Origin of the sequence: Micromonospora sp. DT41, from assembly GCF_049841715.1 — a bacterium.
GTDB lineage: Bacteria > Actinomycetota > Actinomycetes > Mycobacteriales > Micromonosporaceae > Micromonospora > Micromonospora profundi.
Window position 1 is genome coordinate 20079 of the sequence record NZ_JBNCKU010000016.1, and the last position, 20055, is coordinate 40133.

Consider the following 20055-nt stretch of genomic DNA (forward strand, 5'->3'; position numbering starts at 1 on the left):
TTAGGTTGAAGCGGGGTGGAGGAGGTTGCTGTGGACGGCACACCGGAGCGGAAGTCCGGCCAGGTCAGCCCCGCCTCGGAGCGGCGGGAGGCGGAGCCCGGCGGGCAGGTGCGCGCCGAGTCGTTGGCGGATCTGCTGGGCGGCCGGCGCGGAGCCATCGACGCCACGCTTCCTCCGGTGGCGTTCGCGGCGGGCTGGCTGATCGGCGGCGAGTCGCTGTGGGCAGGGGTCGGAGCGGCGCTGGCCGTCGGCGCGGCGGTGGCGGGCGTACGGCTGCGGCGGGGTGACCGCCCACGTTCGGTGCTGATCGGCCTGCTCGCGGTGTGCGTCGCGGCGCTCGTCGCGGTCCGTACCGGCCGGGCCGAGAACTTCTTCCTGATCCAGTTGCTGTCGAACGCGGCGAGCGCGTTGGCCTGGGCGGTGAGCATCGTGGTGCGGTGGCCGCTGCTCGGGGTGGTGGTCGGCACGGCGTTGGGTCAGCGCGGCCGGTGGCGGCGCGATCCGGTGCTGCTGCGCGGGTACGGCAGGGCCAGTTGGGTGTGGACGGCCACCTATGTGCTGCGGGTGGCGGTGTTCGTTCCGCTGTACCTGGGCGGGCAGGTGCTCGCGCTCGTTGTGGCCCGCGTCGCGTTGACCTGGCCGCTCGTGGCGGCGGCGCTGGCGGTGAGTTGGGTGGTGCTGCGCCGGTCGCTGCCGGCCGGGCACCCGGGTCTGCGGCATCCGGTCCTGGCCGACACTGTCACCGGGGCACCTGAGGCGCCGAGCGGCATCCCGGCCCACCTACCGGAGCCGGGACAAGGACCCGAGCCGGGACAAGCGCCGGAGCCGGGGCAACCGCCGGGGCGGTGACACCCGCCGGAGGCGGCTGACCGGCGGCGGGCGGCGGCGCTCGCCGGGCAGAAAAGTGGAGAGGCCGCCACGGGGGGAGCGGCCTCTCCGGTCAGGTACGTTACTCCGTCGTGGTCGTCGGCGTGATCCCACGTCAGCCAGAATTTCTGGGCTTTTTCGCGACTGTCTCCACTCCGGGCGGTGGGGTGGGCCGGTCGACCCGCTGCGTTGGCCGGATGACCGGCCCACCCCGGCCTGACCGTGGGTGTCAGGCCGTTCCGCCGGCCGGGTTCCTCAGTTCCCCCGAACCCGGCCGAACCCCGGGGTGGGCGGGGGCACGCTCGCCCACCCCGGGTCGTTGTCAGCCGTTCGGGAACAGCTTCCCGTAATCGGCGTACGCCATGGCCACGTCGGCCTGCGCCCAGAAACGGTGGTAGTTGAAGCTGGGCTCCGGACCACCGTCCAGGTACGCCTGGACCTTGGGCCAGTCCGGGTCGTTCTTGTAGAAGGACCGGATGTCGAGGAAGCTCTTGCCGGCGGCGATGGCGTCGCCGTTCGGCATCTTCCCGGTCCAGCCCGGCGGGACGTAGAGGCCCTGCCCGGTGGACGCGTCGTAGGTGTCGTCGAAGCGCCGGTAGTCGCCACGCTTCTCGGTGGTGGAGACACCCTTGGCGTCACTGGCCGCGGAGAGGGCGTCGAGCAGCCCCTTGGCGGTGTCCTTGGCCGCCACGTTGCCGGACTTGGCCGCGTACGCGATGAGGGTCCGGGCGTAGGCGGCGGCGACGCCGACGTCCTGGCCCTTGACGGTGACCTCGACGTGCAGGTTGGTGTTGGGCTGCGGGTTGCTCGGGTTCCAGGTGGTCGGCTGGCCGGTCCACTTCATGTCCGACGGGATCGACCAGTTGGTGCCGACAGTGGTGTTGGCGATCGCCCACGGCACCCACTTGTCCAGCAGGGCCTTGGCCTTCGCGTTGCCGGTCTGGAGGTACAGCTCCGCGATCCGCTGCATCGACCAGGCCTGCATGCCGAACCACTGGTTGGACGGCGGGTCGTTGTAGACCGGGTCGACGTCGTAGAACATGCCGTAGAAGGTGCTGGTGCCGGCCGGCGGCTGGGCGTAGCTACCGTCCCAGCTGTTGGTGGCGCCACCGGCGATGCCGCCCTCGGCGGACTGGAGCCAGGTGTAGAACTCCAGCTGCCGCTCGAAGCTCTTGGTCCAGTCGTCGACAGCTGTCGACGACTGCGGCTTGAGCTCCGGGGTGTTTGTCAGCGCCCAGGCCGCGAACGGGTTCTGGTAGCCGAAGTGGTTGTGGCTGGAGCCGATCCGCCAGGACCAGTTCTGGCTGGCGTCGTACGCGCCGCCCCAGGCGTAGTACCAGGAGAGCAGGTAGTGCGCCGACTCCCGGCCGGTGCCCGCGGGACAGGTGCTGGCACCGACGCAGTTGCCGATCTTCTTGAAGTACTTGTCGAACATCGCGTACCGCAGGTAGTCGCCCATCTTGGCGGCCTTGGCAACGGTGGCGGCGACGTCGGCCTGCTTGTTCTGCTCCTTGGCCCAGGTCAGCGCCCAGTACGCGGCCTGCACGGCGCGGGCGTCGGCGTCCGGGGCGTTCGTGTACTTCCACTGCTTGGCGGGGGCGCCGGAGTCCTTGACGAACAGGTCGAGGTAGCCGTACTGGCCGCCGTGCTTGAAGGTGTCGCAGGACGGCTGCGGGATGGTCTCCCACACCGACTCCTGCGTGCCGCGCTGGAAGGTGTTGATGTACGCCGGCTTGGTGGTGCCGTCACCGCAGTGGCCGAAGCCGTAGGTGTTGTCGACGTCCATCAGCCAGTGCATGCCGTAGATGTCGCCGGTGCCGTAGGTGGACTGCAGCTCCGCGCGGAGCGGGTCCTGTCCGACCGGGACGTTCGGGTTCAGCGCCGAGGGGTACTGGCTGGGCAGGTTGTATTCCGCGGCGTACTGCGGAGTGCCCGCGGAGCCCGCGGTCGGCTGGTCGGCGTGCGTGGGGATGATGTACTTCTCCATCACCGTCCAGGCGTTGTTGAACGGTGCCCAGTTCTGGGTGACCTGACCGTAGTAGGCCTCCAGCCAGAGCCAGAAGCTGAACGCCTCCGAGGTGGTCTCGTGCCCGTGGTCGGGCGCCTCGACGATGAGCGTCTCCACCGAGTGGTACGGCACGCCCTCGGGGCTGAAGTAGCCCGAGTTCTTGATCTTGCCGTACTGCTCGAGGAACTTCTTGATGTAGGCGTTGTCGCCGCCCGGGGTGTCGTTGTCGATCTCGGTGGCGGCGACCGCCAGCGAGGCGATTCCGGTGGCGGAGGCGGTGATGGTGGCGCTACCGCCGACGGTGTCGGCGTCCTCCGCCGCGGCGACCGTGACGGTGACACCGGTGTTCCAGTTGGACGGAGTCAGCGTGACGGTGGCCGGCGTGACAGTGATGTCGGTGTCGCCGGTGCGGGTGAGGGTGACCGGCACGTTCGCCGTCGGCGCGGCGCTGAGCTTGAGGTTGAAGGTGCTGGTGCCACCCTCGTTGACGCTCACCGCGGACGGAGTGGCGACGAGCGTCGGCCCGGTCGCGGCCCCGACGGTGAACGCCTTCTCGGCGACTCCGATGCCATTGGCGTTGTCGTACGCCTTGGCCTGGACGGTGTAGCTGCCGGCCGGCAGGTCCTCCTGCGTGTACGCGTACGGCGCGGTGGTGTCGGTGTTGATCAGCAGGCCGTTGCGGTAGAACTCGACCTTGCTGATGGTGCCGTCCGGGTCGCTGGCGGTGGCGGTCAGCGGCACGTCGGCCGGCGCGGTGAACGGCCCGGCGGGCAGGTCGAGGGAGACCGTCGGCGGCTGGTTGGCCGGGGTGCCGTTGCACGGGGTGCCGTTGAGGGTGAACGAGGTCGGCTTCGGGTTGCTGCCCGTGTGGGAGCCGTTGAAACCGATGGTGGTGGAGGCCCCGGTGCCGAGGTTGCCGTTGTACGACTCGTTTGTCGCGGTGACCTCGCTGCCGGACTGGCTGAACCTCGCCGACCACCCCTGGGTGACCCGCTGGCCGCTGTTCGGGAAGGTCCACTTGAGCGTCCAGTTGCTGATCGGATCGCCCAGGTTCTTGATGGTGACGTTGGCGGTGAAGCCGGTGTTCCAGTCGTTCGTCGCATAGACCACGTCGCAGGCCGGTGCGGCCTGCGCGGCACCGGCCGGCAGGGTCACCCCGCCGACGGCGAGCGCGGCGGCGGCGAGGATCGCCACTCGGCGGCGTCGTGCCAGTTGTCTCATGTGCGCGGTGTCTCCTCGGACCAGGCCGGGACGGACCCGGCGGGGCGCCTGCCCGCGAGTGTGGTGGTGTGCGGGGGATTCGAGGCGCCGGAATGGTGGTCGCCCCGGGCCCGGCCGGGGTGCGGCGGTGCGGCCAGGCGGGAGGGGGTCCCGCCGGCTGCGATCGGGTGCCGCGACCGGCGGTGATACTGCCGGCTGCCCTCGGCGGACCCCACGCCACGCGATCTGGCTCTGTCGCGTTGAATCGACAGTGTGCCATGGAAGCGCTCCCACAGCAAGCGCAGAGGGGCCCGGATCAGACACTTGTTTCGATCTCGTTTTGGGTCTTTCACAAAGGCGTGACGGGCGTTACAGTCGCAACATCGGTCGATGGGAGCGCTTCCATCGACAAAGGTTCCAACTAGAAGATCACCGAGGTTGTCCTCGCGACGACTTCGGGGAACCAGCCCGAAGGCTGACGGCGGGCCAGCCCGGACGCCGCCGTCAGCCATCGTCCCATCACTGGGAGGGAGGTGGAACCAGAGCCACTCGCGTGGCCCGGCTCCCGCGCGACACGCACGGCAGGACCCAAATTCCGCCCGTGCGTGTGCAGTTACGGTGGGGACGGGGGTTGCCCTCCCCCGTCCCCACACACTAAACCCCCGTACACGATGGGAAAAGAGGCCGACGGACAGGCGCGACGCGCCGCCCGGTCGGCCTCGTTCGCTGTCCGGGGCCCCCACCCGCCTCGACCCGGTAGCCCGAGCCGCCAAGCGGTCGGCTGACTGGGCGGGGGCGTTCCTGACCTATCCTGGGAGCGCTCCCGAATCTCGGCGGTGGCCCCGTACCCACGAGGAGAATCCATGTCGATACCCACCGGGCCCACCGGCCCGCTGCGCTTCCCCAGCGACTTCGGCTGGGGTGCCGCCACCTCCGCGTACCAGATCGAGGGCGCCACCAAGGAGGACGGCCGCGGCGAATCGGTCTGGGACACGTTCAGCCGCGTCCCCGGGCGCACCCGAAACGGCGACACCGGCGACGTGTCCGCCGACCACTACCACCGGTACGTCGAAGACCTCGACCTGATGCGTGACCTGGGGCTGCGCAGCTACCGCTTCTCCATCTCCTGGCCGCGCATCCAGCCCGACGGCACCGGTGCGCCCAACCAGCGCGGACTGGACTTCTACCGGAGGCTGATCGACGGCCTGCACGAGCGTGGCATCGAGCCGATGGCGACCCTCTTCCACTGGGACCTGCCGCAGGCGTTGCAGGACGCCGACGGCTGGGAGTCCCGCGACACCGCCCACCGCTTCGCCGACTACGCCGACGCCGTCTTCTCCGCCCTCGGCGACCGGGTGTCCGTCTGGCTCACCATCAACGAACCCAAGACCGTTGTGCAGAACGGCTACCTCATCGGCCACCACGCGCCCGGCCGGCAGGACCCGGACGCCGCCTACCTCGTCGCCCACCACCTGCAACTCGCCCACGGTCTCGCGGTACGCGCGCTGCGCGCCGCCAACAGCACCAGCCGGATCGGCCCCGCGCTCAACCTGCACCCCTGCTACCCCGCCGACGACTCGCCTGAGGCGGCCGCCGCCTCCCATCTCTACGACGGCTACGAGAACCGCCTCTACCTCGACTCCCTGCTCAAGGGCAGCTACCCGCAGGACGTGCTTGCCGACCTGGGCTCGCGCAGCCGGATGGTCCGCGGCATCCGCGACGGCGACCTGGCGGTGATCTCCTCGCCGGTCGACCTGCTCGCCGTGCAGTACTACACGCCGATCTACGTCACCGCCGACGGCCGCAGCGAGCAGCGCTGGCCAACCTCCGAGGCCGAATGGCAGCAGATCTACCCCGACGGGATGTACGACATGCTGACCCGGGTCACCCGCGACTACGGTCCGATCCCGCTCACGGTCACCGAGAACGGCCTGCCCACTCCCGACACCCTGGGTACCGACGGCACCGTCGACGACGCCGGCCGGATCACGTTCCTGCGCGACCACCTGGCCGCCGCGCACCGCGCCATCGCCGCCGGCGTGCCGCTGGAGAGCTTCCACGTCTGGTCACTGCTCGACAACTTCGAGTGGGCCGAGGGCTACGACCAGCGCTGGGGTCTGGTCTATGTGGACTACCCGACCCAGCGCCGCGTACTCAAGCGCAGCGCCCACTGGTACCGCTCCGTGATCGCCGAGGGCGGTTTCTGAACGGGGCGCCCGGACAGCCGGGCCCGGACGGCTCGGCTCCCGTGAGCCGGTGACCGTCCGGGTCACGCCCGGACCCCTCAGCGAGGCAACGCCTGCTGCAACTCCGCCCGTAGCGCCGGGGTGAGCATCTCCCCCGCCTGCTTCGCGAGCCGCGCCATCTCGTAGCCCACCACGCCGATGTCCGCGTCGCCCGCGGCCAGCGTGGCCAGGATCGAGCCGTCACGCACCTGCATCACCAGGAAGTAGCCACGGCCCATCTCGACCACCGTCTGCTTGACGATGTCGCCGTCGAACATCTGCGCGGCACCGGCAGTGATGCTCATCAACCCCGAGGTCACCGCGGCGAGCTTGTCGGCGTGGTCCCGCGGCAGGTGATCGGAGATCGCGACCAGCAGCCCGTCCGAGGACACCACCACCGCGTGCGCCACACCGGGCACCCGCTCCGCGAACGCGCTCACCAGCCAGCTCAGATCCCGCGCCTCCTGGCTCAACGTCGTCACTGTCGTCGTCCCCCTTCGTCGTGCCCCCACGAGGATGACACGGGTATCTCGGTGGTGTCCTCGGCCTCCGCACGCCGTACCCCGCTGTAGAGCCGGGAAAGCATGCCCCCCACCGCCGCCGGATCCGGATCGACACGTGTCGGCGTCGAGTCCGGCTGCGCCGGGCGGGTGACAGCGGAAAGCTGCGCCATCGGCACCCGTACCGGCAGGCCCCGTTCGTTCGTGCCCGCAGTCACCGGCGTCGCGGGCGGCATGGCCGGGCCGGTGACCGCCGGGCCGGCCGGCCCCTCACGGGACCACCACCCGCTGCCGTCGGACGCACCGGCCGGCGCGACCGGCGGGGCCAGCACATCCTCGGCGCGCACCGGCACCGGGCGGGCCTGCCGCGGCACGGCAGCCACCGGCGGACGACCGGCGAACGGCAACTCCATCGGCGCGGCGGCTGGCGCTGCCGCTCGGGAAGCCCTGGCCATCCGCTGCGCTCCGATGCCGCGCGCCGCGCCAGCCGCCAGCATCCGGGCCGGCATCGGCGGATCCAGCTCCACAGTGCCCGCCGGAGCCAGCAGGGAGGCGGGCAGCATCAGCCGGGCGACAAGGCCGCCGCCGTGCCCATCGTCGAGCCGCACGAGTACGCCCAGCCGGGCGGCCAGGTGACTGACCACGAACAGGCCCATCCGCTCGACCGTCGCGACGTTGGCAGCCGGTGGACTCGCCAGCACCGCGTTCGCCTCGGCGAGCGCGGCCGGCGTCATGCCGAGACCGTTGTCGGTGATGTCGATCTGCACTGCCGACGCCTCGACGCGGGCGGTCACCACGACTGCCGTGTCCGGGCGGGAGAACGCTGTCGCGTTCTCCAGCAACTCGGCGAGCATGTGCACCAGGTCGCCCACCGCGTGCCCGACCACGTTGACGTCGCCCGCCGGTTCCAGGCGGATTCGCTGGTACTGCTCGATCTCGGCGGCGGCGGCAAGCAGCACGCTGCCGAGACCGACCGGGCGGTTCCGCCGGCGGGTGGATTCCGAGCCGGCCAGCACCAGCAGGCTCTCGTCGTTGCGGCGCATCCGGGCGGCCAGGTGGTCGAGCTTGAACAGGTTCTCCAACTGGTCCGGGTCGCTCTCCTCGCGCTCCAGATCGTCAAGCAGCTCCAGTTGGCGCTCCACAAGCACCTGGCTGCGTCGGGCCAGGTTGACGAACATGCTGTTGACGGTGCGGCGCATCCGCGCCTGCTCGACGGCGACGGTGACCGCGCTGCGGTGCACAGCTACGAACGCCTCGGCCAGCTCGCCGATCTCGTCGAGCGAACGCACCACCGGCGGCGCGACGTCGATGTCGGTCACCCCGCCGTTCACCGTCCGCAGCCGGTCCAGCGCGTCCGGCAGCTCGATCTGCGCGATCCGCAGCGCCTGACCGCGCAACAAGCGCATCGACCGGGCAACCGACCGGCCGACGAGCAGCGAGATGAGCAGGGCGGCCAGCAGCACCGTGACGATCCCACCGACGACGAACAGGGTGTCCCGCAGCTGGCTGGAACTGACATCGTCGGCCTGCCGCACGGCGTCGTCGAGCACCCCCGCTTCGAGCTGACGCAGCAACTCCTGACGCTGCTGGCTCGCCGACCACCACTGCTCCGAGGGCAGCACCGCCGGGGTCGCCTCACCGGAGGGCAGGCTGCGCTCCTCCAACTGGGTGGCGACCTGGAACATCGGGTTCACCGAAGCCGTGTCGTACCGGCGGATCTGGTCGATGGTGGCGGCCACCCGGAACGCCCCCAGCGCGGTGAGCTGCTGGGCGCGCAGGTCGGAGAGCAGAACCCGGTCCTCGGTGCCGTACCGGCCGGCGCGGGAGGCGGCATAGAGCTGGGCGCGGATCCGGGAGGACAGCTCCTTGACCCGGGCCAGCTGGACGTAGCGCAGCACGGCGTCGCTCAACGCCGGTCGTTCCTGACCTGGCGTCGGCTCGTCAAGCAGATCGAGCAGCGCGTCGACGGCCCGGTGGTAGTTGCTCAGGATGGTGTCGTTGCTCAACACCGCAGGCGGCACAGCCACCCGGATGTCGACCACCTTGTCGTACGCCTCCAACGCCTCGGAGTAGGCGACCCGCCAGGACGCGTCGGCGTTGGCGAGCGGCCTGGCGGCCCGGCGCAGGTCGTCGACGGCCCGGTCGGTGGCCGACTGCAACGGCCTCAGGGCACTGGCCGCGGCCTGCCGGTCACCACCCCGGCGCAGCTCGCCCAGCTCACCCGCCGAGCGGTCGCGCTCCTGCTGGAGGTGATGCACCACTGCGGTGATCTGCCGGCCGATGCCGACCTGCCGGGCGAAGTCGTTCAGCTCGGTCGTCCGCCCGACGAGCGCGCTGGTCTGCACGCTTGCCAGCACCAGGAACGCCACCGACGGCACCACCAGGACGGTGGCCAGCTTGGTGCTCATCCGCCAGTCGCGCAGCCGGAACGGCGAGCGGCGCCGATGCGGAACGACCCGGACGTCGAAGCGACGCCGACGATGGTTCGACACCGAACCGTTCGTCGGATCGGGACCTGCCGCCACCCTGCATCCTCCGTCCTGCCGCGTCCACCGCGACCCGGGGAGCGCAGTCCATCCAACCAGGCCCGGAAGCCCTGTCAACGGTCCGGTCAGACCGAAAGTTCAGGAAGAATACTGCTGGTGCGGCCGACCTGTCGTCGTCGGTGGAACCGGCTCATCCGTCCGGCCGATGTCGGCGAGGTCGGCCGCGTCGCAGCAGCGGCCCATCGCCACCAGGGCCGCACCTGTGGCACCGACCTCCGGGTTGCGTTGGTGCGACACCGGTCGCGGCGCGAGCGTGGAGGCGAACGCCTGACGCCACCACACCGAGGCGGCCACCGCGCCACCGCCGAGCACCACGTCGACAGGACGGTCGATGGTGGATTCCAGCACCGCGAGGTCGTCGGCGACCAGCCCACAGAGCCCCTGCATGAGACCGGCCAGGATGTCCACGGCCGTGGTGCCGAAGCTCAACCCGCGCAGCTCGCCCGTGCCCGCCGGCGCGGTCCCGGGCGCCCGGTCACCGCCGAAGCGGGGATCCGCCGGCCGGCCACCACCGGGCGGCACCAGCGCCAACGCCGCGTCAAGTTCGTCGGCCGCCGGCAACCGCAGCTCCCGCTGAGCCCAGGCGAACAGGTTGCCGCCGCTGGAGTACGCAGCCCCCGTCACCACATGCTCGTGGTCGACCCGGTAACGCCAGAGCCGTTCGGGCAGCCGGGGCATCGGCTCGCCGGCCGGGATCCGCTGCATCAGGCGTACGGCGGCGGAGGTGCCGACCGTGATCGCGGCCCGACTCGGGTCGACGCAGCCCGACCCCACGTTGGACGCCCCGCCGTCGCCGACCGGCGGCGCCCAGCGCGCCTGCGCCAACTGGGGCCAGCGTCGCGCCCAGTCGGACCGGAGCCGACCGTGCCAGTTCAGCTCCCACAGCGGTGGCAGCTCACCGGGACGCGTCCCGGCCAGCGCCAGCGCCTCCTCGTCCCAGCGCAGGCTGCCCAGGTCCAGCAGGCCGGTGCCGGACGCCTGGGAGATCGACATGGGGGCCGCCTCCAGCAGCTCACCCAGGACGTACTCGGGCAGGCCGACGAAACGGGCGATCGAGGTGCCGGACTGCGCTCGCAGCCAGGGCAGGCGCATCGACCAGTAGGAGCGGTGCCACCAGCAGCCGGTGCGCTGGTGGAAGTCGTCCGGGTCGACCGGACCCGCCGCGCCCTCGGCCGCCGTGGGCCGGGTGTCCAGCCAGGTCACCACCGGGCCGAGCGGAGCGCCGTCGTGGCCCAGCGGGAGCACCGAGTGCCACTGCGCGGAGATCGCCACCAGGCCGATGTCCCGCAGGTGTCCCGACTCGGCCAACTCGTCCAGGCACTCGACGAGCAGCGTGCGGTAGTCGGGCCCGGACAGCGTGCCGGTGCCGTCGTCGCCGATGGCGAGATTGACCTTCCGTCGGGCCAGCACGCCGGGCAGCGGCCGAGCGTCACCGCTCAGCACCAGCCCGCGCACCGAGGATGTGCCCAGGTCGAGCGCGAGAATGTTCATCGCCGGTCAAGTTACCCGGTACCGGCCGGACAGCAACGGCGGTCACGCCGGGCACACCCGTACACCCGAACAGGTTCCGGACCCGAGCACGGACGCGTAGGGTGGTCGCATGCTCGCGCACCTGACCTGCTGGTGGCCCGCCAACCTGGCGGCCACCCCCCGCGCGTAGCTTCATCTCACGCGGCCGCCATCGAGGCGGCCGCCGGATCTCCCGGCCCGGATGGCCGCCCCGCTGGCGGCGCCCGGCCTACGGAGACTCCGATGACCCACCTGACCGATCTGCTCGCCGCCGTCGCCGACGGTGACGACCCCGGCCCCTTCGCGCTGGTGCGCCGCGAGGGCGCCGACGAGCTTGAGCTGTTCACCGGCCCCGTCGACACCGTCGAACGGCTTGCGGACATTCCGCTGCCGCCCGGTACGCCCGGAGCGCGGACGCTCGCCGTGGTGCCGTACCGGCAGATCGCCGAGCGCGGCTTCGCCTGCGTCGACGACGGCGCGCCGCTGGAGTGTCTCCAGGTCCGCGAGCACCGGCGGATCCCCCTGGCCGATGCTCTGGCCGCGCTGCCCGACCAACCGGTCCGCACCGAGGGCGCCGCGTTCGACGTCACCGACGAGGAGTACGCCGGGATCGTGCAGCGGGTGCTCGCCGAGGAGATCGGCCGGGGCGAGGGTGCCAACTTCGTCATCCACCGCGTCCTGAACGCCACCGTGCAGGGTGCGCCGCTGCTTGCCGCGCTCGCCGCGCTGCGCCGGCTGCTGGTCGCCGAGCGGGGCGCGTACTGGACGTTCGTGGTGCACACCGGCACCCGGATCCTGGTCGGCGCCAGCCCGGAGCGGCACGTGAGCGTCGACGACGGCCTCGTCATGATGAACCCGATCAGCGGCACCTTCCGGTCCTCCGGCGACGCACCGGACACCACGGCGCTGCTGCGGTTCCTCGCCGACCCCAAGGAGGTCGAGGAGCTGTACATGGTGCTCGACGAGGAGCTGAAGATGATGGCCACCGTCGCCGAGCACGGCGGCCAGGTGATCGGCCCGTACCTCAAGGAGATGTCGCACCTGGCGCACACCGAGTACCTGCTCGCCGGGCGGGGCACCCGCGACGTGCGGGAGGTGCTGCGCGAGACGATGTTCGCACCGACCGTCACGGGCAGCCCCATGGAGAACGCCTGCCGGGTGATCGCCCGGCACGAGGGGCGCGGCCGGGGCTACTACGCGGGGGTGTTGGCCCTGCTCGGTCACGACGACGCGGGCCGGCAGACGCTGGACGCCCCGATCCTGATCCGGACCGCCGAGATCTCACCCACCGGCCAGTTGCGGGTGCCGGTCGGCGCGACCCTGGTCCGGCACTCGACGGCGGCCGGCGAGGTGGCCGAGACGCACGCCAAGGCGGCTGGCGTGCTGGCCGCGCTGGGTCTCGGCCCTGCGGCGCCCGTCGGCGGAGGCGGGCCGGTCGCGCGGCTGGCCGACGATCCGGCGGTACGCGCCGCGCTCGCCGCGCGTAACGCCCCGCTGGCCCGGTTCTGGCTGGACCAGCGGGCACCGGACGCGCCGGGGCTGCCCGGTCTGGTGGGCCGGCGGGCGTTGATCGTGGACGCCGAGGACACCTTCACCGGCATGCTGGCCCACCAACTGGGCGCATTGGGGCTCGCGGTGACGCTGCGGCCGTGGCACGCCTGCGAGCCGGTCGACGGGTACGACCTGGTGGTTGCCGGGCCGGGACCGGGCGACCCGGGAAGCCCGGACGAGCCGAAGATGGTGGCGTTGCGGAAGCTGCTGACCGGGCTGTTGGCGTCCGGGCGGCCGACTCTCGCGGTCTGCCTCGGGCACCAGGTGCTGGCCGGGCTGCTGGGGCTGCCGATGCACCGCCGTCAGGCGCCCTATCAGGGGTTGCAGCGGGAGGTGCCGCTGTTCGGCCGGACCCGCCGGGTGGGGTTCTACTCGACGTTCACAGCGCTCGCCGACACCGACCGTCTGGAAACCGCGTACGGGACTGTGGAGCTGGCCCGGGACGTCAGCGACGGTGCCGTGCACGCGCTGCGCGGGCGCGGCTTCGCCGGCGTGCAGTTCCACCCCGAGTCGGTGCTCAGCCCGGACGGGCTCGCCGTGCTGTCCGAGCTTCTGGCCGACCTGTTGCCCGCCGCGCCGGCGGGCATAGCGGCCACCGTGCGGGGGTAGGGCTGGTGTGGCCGGTGGCACGGGCGGGCCGAGAGCCCCCGCTCGCGCCACCGGTCCCCAGTCGTATCGGCGGTCACGCTGCGGCTGCGGGGTCAGCCGGCCATGCCCTGCTTCAGCGCGGCACCGATCAGCACGGCCCGCCGGGCGGTGAGAGCGCAGGCGCCCAGCGCCACAGCGTCCGGGGCGATCTCACCGTTGTTGCTGACGTGGGAGGCACCGTACGGGTTGCCGGCGATGAACTGACTGGAGTCGGTGTAGCCGGGGGTGACCACGATCCCGCCCCAGTGGTAGAAGACGTTGAAGAGCGCGGTGAGCGTGGTCTCCTGCCCGCCGTGCAAGGTCGCCGTCGAGGTGAACCCGGAGTAGACCTTGTTGGCCAGCGCACCCTGGGCCCAGAGCGGGCCTGTGGTGTCGATGAACTGCTTCAGCTGGGCGGCGACCATGCCGTACCGGGTCGGCGCACCCATGATCACGACGTCGGCCCACGACAGGTCGTCGATCATCGCCTCGGGAACGTCCTGGGTCTCCAGGTGATGCGCCTGCCAACCGGAGTTGGAGCGGATCGCCTCGTCCGGCGCCAACTCCCGCACCTTACGGAGGCGTACGTCGGCGCCGGCTTCGCCAGCGGTCTCGCAGACGGCCTGCGCCATCTGGTATGTGATGCCTGTGGCGCTGTAGTAGATCACCGCCACCTTGATCTGGGCAGCCATAGGTGTCCCCTCTCGATTCAGCTCAAGCTCTCGCGACTACCCCCTCGTTCGCACGGCAAACGACAGCCGGGCTCCCGCCCTGCCTGTCGGGCTGTTCTGGCTCTCGTCAGAAGGCCTGTGGTCACGCCGTCAGCGGACCAGCGCCGCCATCAGCCGATCCACCTCGGCCGCCGGGTCGGCCGTGAGCCCGGTGTGCACCGGGCCGGCCTGGATCATCGTGCTGCGAGGTGCGGCCAGCCAGTGGAACCGTTCGCCGAGCCGCATCCGGGTCGCCGGCCCGTCACCGGCGCAGGTCCGGTCCCAGGAGTCGAGGACCGCGGCCACGGCAGGCAGGTCGATGTCGGGGGCCAGCGCACGGACCCGGTCGGCATCAAGGTGTGTGCGCGCGGCCAGGAAGTCGCGCTGCTGGCAGTACAGCAACACCCCGACGTTGATCTGCTCGCCGCGCTCGATGCGGGGCACCAGCCGGATGATGGCGTACTCGAAGGGGTGTCTCACGCGGCATCCCCCGCCGGTAGCCAGTCCGCCGAGCGGGCGACCCGCTGCGACAGGTGCGCCACGTACGCCTCCCGCGCCGCGTCGGCCGAGTCGAAGTCGGCGGCGGTCAGCCAGTCCGGGGGTACCAGCGCCAGCACCTCGGCGAGCAGCTCCGGGGTGATCCGGGGCGCCAACTCGGCGTCGGCCTCGGCCATCCGGTCGGCGTACGGCGCCAGCACGTGGTCCTCGGCCCGGTAGGGCCGGTGCACCGCGGCTTCGGCGCGCGGCCAGTTGTGGTGGAAGTACAGGGCCGCGCCGTGGTCGATCAGCCACAGGTCCCGGTGCCACACCAGCAGGTTCGGGTTGCGCCAGCTCCGGTCGACGTTCTGCACGTACGCGTCGAACCAGAGCACCCGGGACGCCAGCATCGGGTCCACGGGGTGCGCGACCGGGTCGAAGCCCAGCGCTCCCGGGAGGAAGTCCATCCCCAGGTTGGCGCCGCCGCTGTTGCGAAGCAGCTCCTGCACCTCCTGGTCGGGCTCGGCCCGCCCGATCACCGGGTCGATGTCCAGGACCACAAGTGACGGCACCCGCAGCTCCAACCGGCGGGCCAGCTCGCCGCAGATCACCTCGGCGACGAGCGCCTTCGGCCCCTGCCCGGCGCCCCGGAACTTCGCCACGTACGTGCCGAGGTCGTCGGCCTCCACCACGCCCGGAAGCGAGCCACCCTCGCGCAGCGGGGTGACGTAACGGATCGCGGTGACCTGGCGGAGCACGTGGCCAACCCTACTGTGACCTACGGCGCCGACCGGTCGGCCGGGTCGAGTCCGGGTAGGTCTCGGCGGGGCCACGGCGTGCCGTGGCCCCGCCCGCACCGACCTCAGTCCAGCTTGTCCCGCAGATCGTTTACCTGTTGCTGGAGGCGATCCACCGCGCCCTCGTTGTTGACGAAGGTGGTGATGCCCGCCGCGAGACCCAGGCCGATGAGCACCGCCAGGATGCTCAGCACCAGGCCGCCGATGGCGACGCCCCGACCTGTCACCCCGGGTCGTCGACTCATCTTGAGGCCCACGATGCCGAGGATGACCCCGATGATGCCCAGCACCAACCCGATCCAGGCCAGGATCGCGGTCAGCACGCTGAGCAGGCCGGCGACGCCGAAGACCAGGGCGAAGGTGGCGGCGGCGCTCGTCTTCGCGCGGTCGCCGCCCCGGTGGCTCCGGGACCCGGCCGTCACTCCGGCCCCCCGGGCCGGCTCGCTTGCGGCAGTCATGAGACTCCCTTCCGCACGCGCGGCGCGCGTACATCCGCCGAGCGGCTTTCCCACGACGACAGGCGTTAGACCTCGTGGGGGCGGAATCTGTCGGTGACCGGTCCTAGGCTGGCGGCCTTACTGCCGGAAGGGGCACCGCCATGGCTGTCGACCTCACCGCGGCCGACGCGCTTGCCCTGCGCATGACGAGTCTACTGCTGCGTCCGGCGGTCCAGCCCGACACCGTCGTTCAGGTGGTCGAGTGGTTCGGCGCGATGCAGGCGCAGGACATGGCCAGCGGGCTGTGGTCGCTGGGCGCCCGGCTCCCGGGGCGGACGACGTCCGACGTGCAGGCGGCGCTGGAGCGGCGGGAGGCGTTACGCACCTGGCCGATGCGAGGCACCGTTCACCTCGTCCCACCGGCCGACGCCCGCTGGATGCTGGAGCTGACAGGCGTCCGCTCACTGGCCGGCGTGGAGGCCCGCCGGGCGCGGCTCGGGCTCACCGACGTCGACGCCGACCGGGCGCTGGACGTCCTCGGTGCCGCGCTGGCCGGCGGCGGCCGGCTCACCCGGGCGCAGTGCCTCGCCGCCCTGCGCGAGGCCGGGATCGGCACCGACGAGCAGCGCGGCTACCACCTGCTCTGGTATGCGAGCGTCCGTGGGGTGACCTGCGTGGCACCGAACGTCGGCACCGAGCAGACCTTCGCCCTGCTCGACGAGTGGGCACCGGAGCCCCGCCGCCTCGACCGCGACAAGGCGCTGGCCCTGCTCGCCCACCGCTACGTCCGCTCGCACGGCCCGGTCACCGACCGCGAGTTCGCCGGCTGGACGGGCCTCACCCTCACCGACGCGCGCCGCGGCCTGACCGGGGCCGGCGACACGCTGACCCGGGTACGCGTCGACGGCGAGCAGACGTACGTCGACGCGGCGGTGGTCGACGCGCCGCGTACCCCGCTCGACGAGGTGCTGGCGCTGCCCGGCTTCGACGAGTACCTGCTCGGCTACCGCGACCGGTCGCTCATGCTCGACGAGGCGCACCGGTCGGCCGTTGTGCCCGGCAACAACGGGGTCTTCCAGGCCACGGTCGTGCTCGGCGGCCGGGTGGTGGGCGTGTGGAAACGCCGCCTCGGCAAGTCCACGGTGACCATCACAGTCCACCCGCTGACGCGCCTTACCGCCAAGGTGCGGGCGCGGGTGGAGCAGGCCCTCAGCCGCTACGCGGCCTTCGTCGAGTTGCCACCCCGGTTCGATTGGACGGCCTGACCGGCCCGCGGCACGGCAGGTAGGCAGCCGGGCAAGCCCGCCACGTCGGCAGCCGGCCGGGTCACCGCGCCGGGCGTGGGCGGGCCGCCGACATCAGCGCCGCGATCCGGGCCACCCGGGGGTCCGCGCGGATCTCCGCGAGGCTGGCCGGCAACGGCAGCCGCCAGTTCGGATACTCGTCCACCGTGCCCGGCATGTTGGGCTGCCGCACCTCGCCCAGCACGTCGTACAGCGAGACGCCGAGCAGCCGAGCCGCGCTTGCCGCGAGCGCCGCGTGCATCGCCACCACCGCCTCCTCGTCGTCCGACGGCGACTCGGTTTCCGGCAGCAGGCCCTCGGCGCGCAGCAGCGCCAGCAACCGCTGCCGTTCGTCCTCGGCGCGGGCCCGCTCCACAGCCACGTCGGTGCCGAGCAATTTCAACTCGTCGCGTACCCGGACGTGCTCACCGGTCAGGAAGCCCGGCGCGGTCGGAAGGTCGTGGGTGGAGATCGTGGCCAGCGCGTTGCGTGGCCAGCGCGACGGCGGAACGAAATCGCCGTCGTCGTCGCGGGCGAACCACAGCACGGTCGAGCCGAGCATGTTGCGCCCCCGCAGACCCCGGGTCACGGCGGGCTGGACGGTGCCGAGATCCTCGCCGACCACCACCGCGCCGGCCCGGTGCGCCTCAAGCGCGAGGATGCCGAGCATCGCGTCGGCGTCGTAGCGCACATAGGTGCCCTCGGCGGCACCGGCGCCCGGCGGGACCCACCACAGCCGCCACAGCCCGGCGACGTGGTCGACACGCAGGCCGTCGGCGTGCCGCAGGGTCCGCCGCAGCATGTCGCGGTACGCCGCGTAACCGGTTTCGGCGAGCCGGTCCGGCCGCCACGCGGCGAGCCCCCAGTCCTGGCCGAGCTGGTTGAAGTCGTCCGGTGGGGCGCCGACCCGCACGCCCTGCGCCAGTACGTCGGCGAGCTGCCAGCCGTCCGCGCCGCCCGGGTCGATGCCGACGGCCAGGTCGTGCACGACGCCGACAGGCATCCCCGCCGCGCGGGCCGCCGCCGTGACGGCGTCGAGTTGCTCGTCGCACAGGTGTTGCAGCCAGGCATGCAGGGCCACCCGGTCGGCGAGCTGTCTGCGCTGCTCGGCGACCGCCGGCGCGTCCGGGTGGTGCAGCTCCGCGGGCCAGGCCCGCCAGTCGTTGCCGTGCCGCTCGGCGAGCGCACACCAGGTGGCGAAGGTGGTAAGCGCCGGGTCCGCGGCAAGGTCCACCGGCTGGGCGTACGGGTACAGCAGCTCAAGCGCGTGCCGCTTGGCGGCCCACACCTCGTCGTAGTCGATCAGATCGCCACGGTCGGGGCGCAGCGCGTCGACAACGGCACGGGTCGCCGGGTCAGCAGCCCGGTACGCGGCGGTGTCGCTGACCCGCAGGTAGAGCGGGTTGACGAAGCGCCGGCTGGCCGGTGAGTACGGTGAGGTGGCCACCGGATGCGCCGGGCCGACCGCGTGCAGCGGGTTGAGCAGCACCAGCCCCGCGCCGTTGTCACCTGCAAAGCCGGTGAACTCGGCGAGGTCGCCGAAGTCGCCCATGCCCCACGACCGCTGCGAGCTGAGCGCGTAGAGCTGGAGCATCCAGCCCCAGGTGCGCGGCGGCACGGGCAGCCGGCGGGGCACCACGACGAGCGTCACGTCCCGGCCGGCGCAGGCCAGCCGGTGCCAGCCCAGCGGCAGGTCGCCCGGCAGCTCACCGTCGACAGTGCGGCGACCACCGTCCTCCAGGCTCACCACACCCGGGGCGGGAAGCTCCCTGGAGGTGCCCACCACGGTCGGCGGCAGCGCGGCACTGTCGACAGCGCGGGCGGCGGCGAGCGCGTCAGCCACCGCTGCCGGGCTGGTGGCGTCCACCCCGAGCAGGCCGAGGACGCCCACCACGGTCTCCGGGGCGACCTCGACGCGGCGGTGCCGCCAGTCCTCGTACCAGGTGGACACGCCGTGCGCGTTCGCCAGCGCGGCCAGTCGTCGATTCATTCGTCCCCCGCCTCACGACTCGACCTGCGACCACCTTGCCACGACCGGACGCTCCACGCAGGACAGAACGGGGGCCGGCGGGTTCGCCGCCGGCCCCAGCACGATGGACGCTGTCAGTCGGCGAGCGCCCCGGCCGCCCGGCCCTCGTGCAGCGTGAGGTTGCGACCGTTCGACGGATCGAACAGGTGGATCTTCTCCAGGTTGAACCAGACCCGACGCGACTCCCCCTCGGTGACCGGTGACTCCGCGGACAGCCGGGTCACCAGGTTGCCGCCGGCGCCGGCGAAGTCGGACGCGCCAGCGTCGGCGGCCAACTCCTCCAGCTCGGCGGCGCTTGCCTTCTCGCCCTCGACAGTGAAGTAGACGTACTTGTCCGAGCCCATCGACTCGACGATGTCCACCGGCGCCTCGAACTCGATGCCCCGGCGACGGGTGTCGTCGTCTACCAGTTCGGCGTCCTCGAAGTGCTCGGGACGGATGCCGAGGATCAACTCGCGGGGCGCGTCGGCAGCCTCCAACTCGCGGCGTACCCGGTCGCCGAGTGGCACGTCGCCAAGCGCGGTCCGCAGCCCTCCGTCCTGCACGGCGGCGTGCAGGAAGTTCATCGACGGCGAGCCGATGAAGCCGGCCACGAACAGGTTGCGCGGGTGGTCGTACAGCTCCTGCGGCGGACCGACCTGCTGGATCGCCCCACCTCTCATGATCACCACGCGGTCGCCGAGGGTCATCGCCTCGGTCTGGTCGTGGGTGACGTAGACGGTGGTGGTGCCGAGTTGCTTCTGCAGGCGGGACACCACGGTCCGCATCTGCACCCGCAGTTTGGCGTCGAGGTTGGACAGCGGCTCGTCCATCAGGAACGCCTTGGGCTTGCGCACGATCGCCCGGCCCATCGCCACCCGCTGCCGCTGGCCACCGGAGAGGTTGGCCGGCTTGCGGTCCAGCAGCGAGGTCAGCTCCAGCACCTTCGCCGCCTCGTCGACCTTGGAGTTGATGGTCTCCTTGTCGAGCTTGGCCAGCCGCAGCGGGAAGGCCATGTTCTCCCGCACCGTCATGTTCGGGTACAGCGCGTACGACTGGAACACCATTGCGATGTCCCGGTCGCGGGGAGCCTTGTCGTTCACCCGTTGGCCGCCGATGCGCAACTCACCGGAGCTGATGTCCTCCAACCCGGCGATCATGTTGAGGGTGGTGGACTTGCCGCAGCCCGACGGGCCGACCAGGATCACGAACTCGCCGTCGGCGATCTCCAGGTCGACGTCCTGCACGGCGACGGTCCCGTCCGGGAAACTCTTGCTCACCTTGTCGAGCACGATGTCAGCCATGACTTT

The 20055-nt window shown here is 71.8% G+C and carries 14 protein-coding genes; 4 read left to right on the forward strand and 10 right to left on the reverse strand.

Annotation, left to right across the window (positions count from 1 at the left end):
• The first annotated feature begins 108 nt into the window (after positions 1–108).
• On the forward strand, positions 109–849 hold the full coding sequence (locus ACLQ23_RS25230) for a DUF3159 domain-containing protein (RefSeq protein ID WP_355594280.1): 741 nt from the start codon (positions 109–111) through the stop codon (positions 847–849).
• Between the two features lie 340 nt (positions 850–1189).
• On the opposite strand, the gene ACLQ23_RS25235 is transcribed toward ACLQ23_RS25230, so the two are convergent.
• Positions 1190–4096, reverse strand: coding sequence for a glycoside hydrolase family 48 protein (locus ACLQ23_RS25235; protein WP_355594102.1), 2907 nt, complete (start codon positions 4094–4096; stop codon positions 1190–1192).
• Between the two features lie 842 nt (positions 4097–4938).
• On the opposite strand from ACLQ23_RS25235, the gene ACLQ23_RS25240 reads away from it, so the two are divergent.
• Positions 4939–6282 carry a GH1 family beta-glucosidase gene (locus ACLQ23_RS25240; protein WP_355594100.1) on the forward strand — a complete coding sequence of 448 codons (1344 nt, stop codon included), beginning with the start codon at positions 4939–4941 and terminating at the stop codon, positions 6280–6282.
• A gap of 77 nt (positions 6283–6359) precedes the next feature.
• On the opposite strand, the gene ACLQ23_RS25245 is transcribed toward ACLQ23_RS25240, so the two are convergent.
• From ACLQ23_RS25245 to ACLQ23_RS25255, 3 genes are all read right to left on the reverse strand, one after another.
• On the reverse strand, positions 6360–6782 hold the full coding sequence (locus ACLQ23_RS25245) for a roadblock/LC7 domain-containing protein (RefSeq protein ID WP_053652618.1): 423 nt from the start codon (positions 6780–6782) through the stop codon (positions 6360–6362).
• On the reverse strand, positions 6779–9325 hold the full coding sequence (locus tag ACLQ23_RS25250) for a sensor histidine kinase (protein WP_355631556.1): 2547 nt from the start codon (positions 9323–9325) through the stop codon (positions 6779–6781). Before ACLQ23_RS25250 ends, ACLQ23_RS25245 begins: the two co-directional genes overlap by 4 nt.
• A 99-nt stretch (positions 9326–9424) precedes the next feature.
• Positions 9425–10837 carry an FGGY family carbohydrate kinase gene (locus ACLQ23_RS25255; RefSeq protein ID WP_355594096.1) on the reverse strand — a complete coding sequence of 471 codons (1413 nt, stop codon included), beginning with the start codon at positions 10835–10837 and terminating at the stop codon, positions 9425–9427.
• 261 nt (positions 10838–11098) lie between these two features.
• Here ACLQ23_RS25255 and ACLQ23_RS25260 point away from each other — a divergent pair, with 261 nt between their 5' ends.
• Positions 11099–13015: an anthranilate synthase family protein gene (locus ACLQ23_RS25260; protein WP_355594094.1), complete on the forward strand. Its 1917-nt coding sequence runs from the start codon at positions 11099–11101 to the stop codon at positions 13013–13015.
• 92 nt (positions 13016–13107) lie between these two features.
• On the opposite strand, the gene wrbA is transcribed toward ACLQ23_RS25260, so the two are convergent.
• The 4 genes from wrbA to ACLQ23_RS25280 all read right to left on the reverse strand — a co-directional run bounded on the left by wrbA (position 13108) and on the right by ACLQ23_RS25280 (position 15475).
• Positions 13108–13725 (reverse strand): NAD(P)H:quinone oxidoreductase, encoded by a 618-nt coding sequence (gene wrbA / locus ACLQ23_RS25265; RefSeq protein WP_355594092.1) that lies wholly within the window; start codon positions 13723–13725, stop codon positions 13108–13110.
• A 129-nt stretch (positions 13726–13854) separates the two neighbouring features.
• Entirely contained in the window at positions 13855–14223 is a 369-nt protein-coding gene (locus ACLQ23_RS25270; protein ID WP_355594091.1) for a DUF3037 domain-containing protein, read from the reverse strand.
• Entirely contained in the window at positions 14220–14978 is a 759-nt protein-coding gene (locus tag ACLQ23_RS25275) for a HipA family kinase (RefSeq protein ID WP_355594089.1), read from the reverse strand. Before ACLQ23_RS25275 ends, ACLQ23_RS25270 begins: the two co-directional genes overlap by 4 nt.
• Positions 14979–15082: 104 nt before the next feature.
• The gene (locus ACLQ23_RS25280; RefSeq protein WP_355594087.1) at positions 15083–15475 is read right to left on the reverse strand and encodes a DUF4190 domain-containing protein; all 393 of its coding nucleotides are present in this window, start codon (positions 15473–15475) and stop codon (positions 15083–15085) included.
• 140 nt (positions 15476–15615) lie between these two features.
• On the opposite strand from ACLQ23_RS25280, the gene ACLQ23_RS25285 reads away from it, so the two are divergent.
• Positions 15616–16719, forward strand: a complete 1104-nt coding sequence (locus tag ACLQ23_RS25285) for a winged helix DNA-binding domain-containing protein (RefSeq protein ID WP_425881205.1) — start codon at positions 15616–15618, stop codon at positions 16717–16719.
• A gap of 61 nt (positions 16720–16780) precedes the next feature.
• On the opposite strand, the gene malQ is transcribed toward ACLQ23_RS25285, so the two are convergent.
• Both malQ and ACLQ23_RS25295 read right to left on the reverse strand, forming a co-directional pair.
• Positions 16781–18727, reverse strand: coding sequence for a 4-alpha-glucanotransferase (gene malQ, locus ACLQ23_RS25290; protein WP_425881206.1), 1947 nt, complete (start codon positions 18725–18727; stop codon positions 16781–16783).
• Between the two features lie 113 nt (positions 18728–18840).
• The gene (locus ACLQ23_RS25295) at positions 18841–20049 is read right to left on the reverse strand and encodes an ABC transporter ATP-binding protein (RefSeq protein WP_355594081.1); all 1209 of its coding nucleotides are present in this window, start codon (positions 20047–20049) and stop codon (positions 18841–18843) included.
• Between the last annotated feature and the right edge of the window lie 6 nt (positions 20050–20055).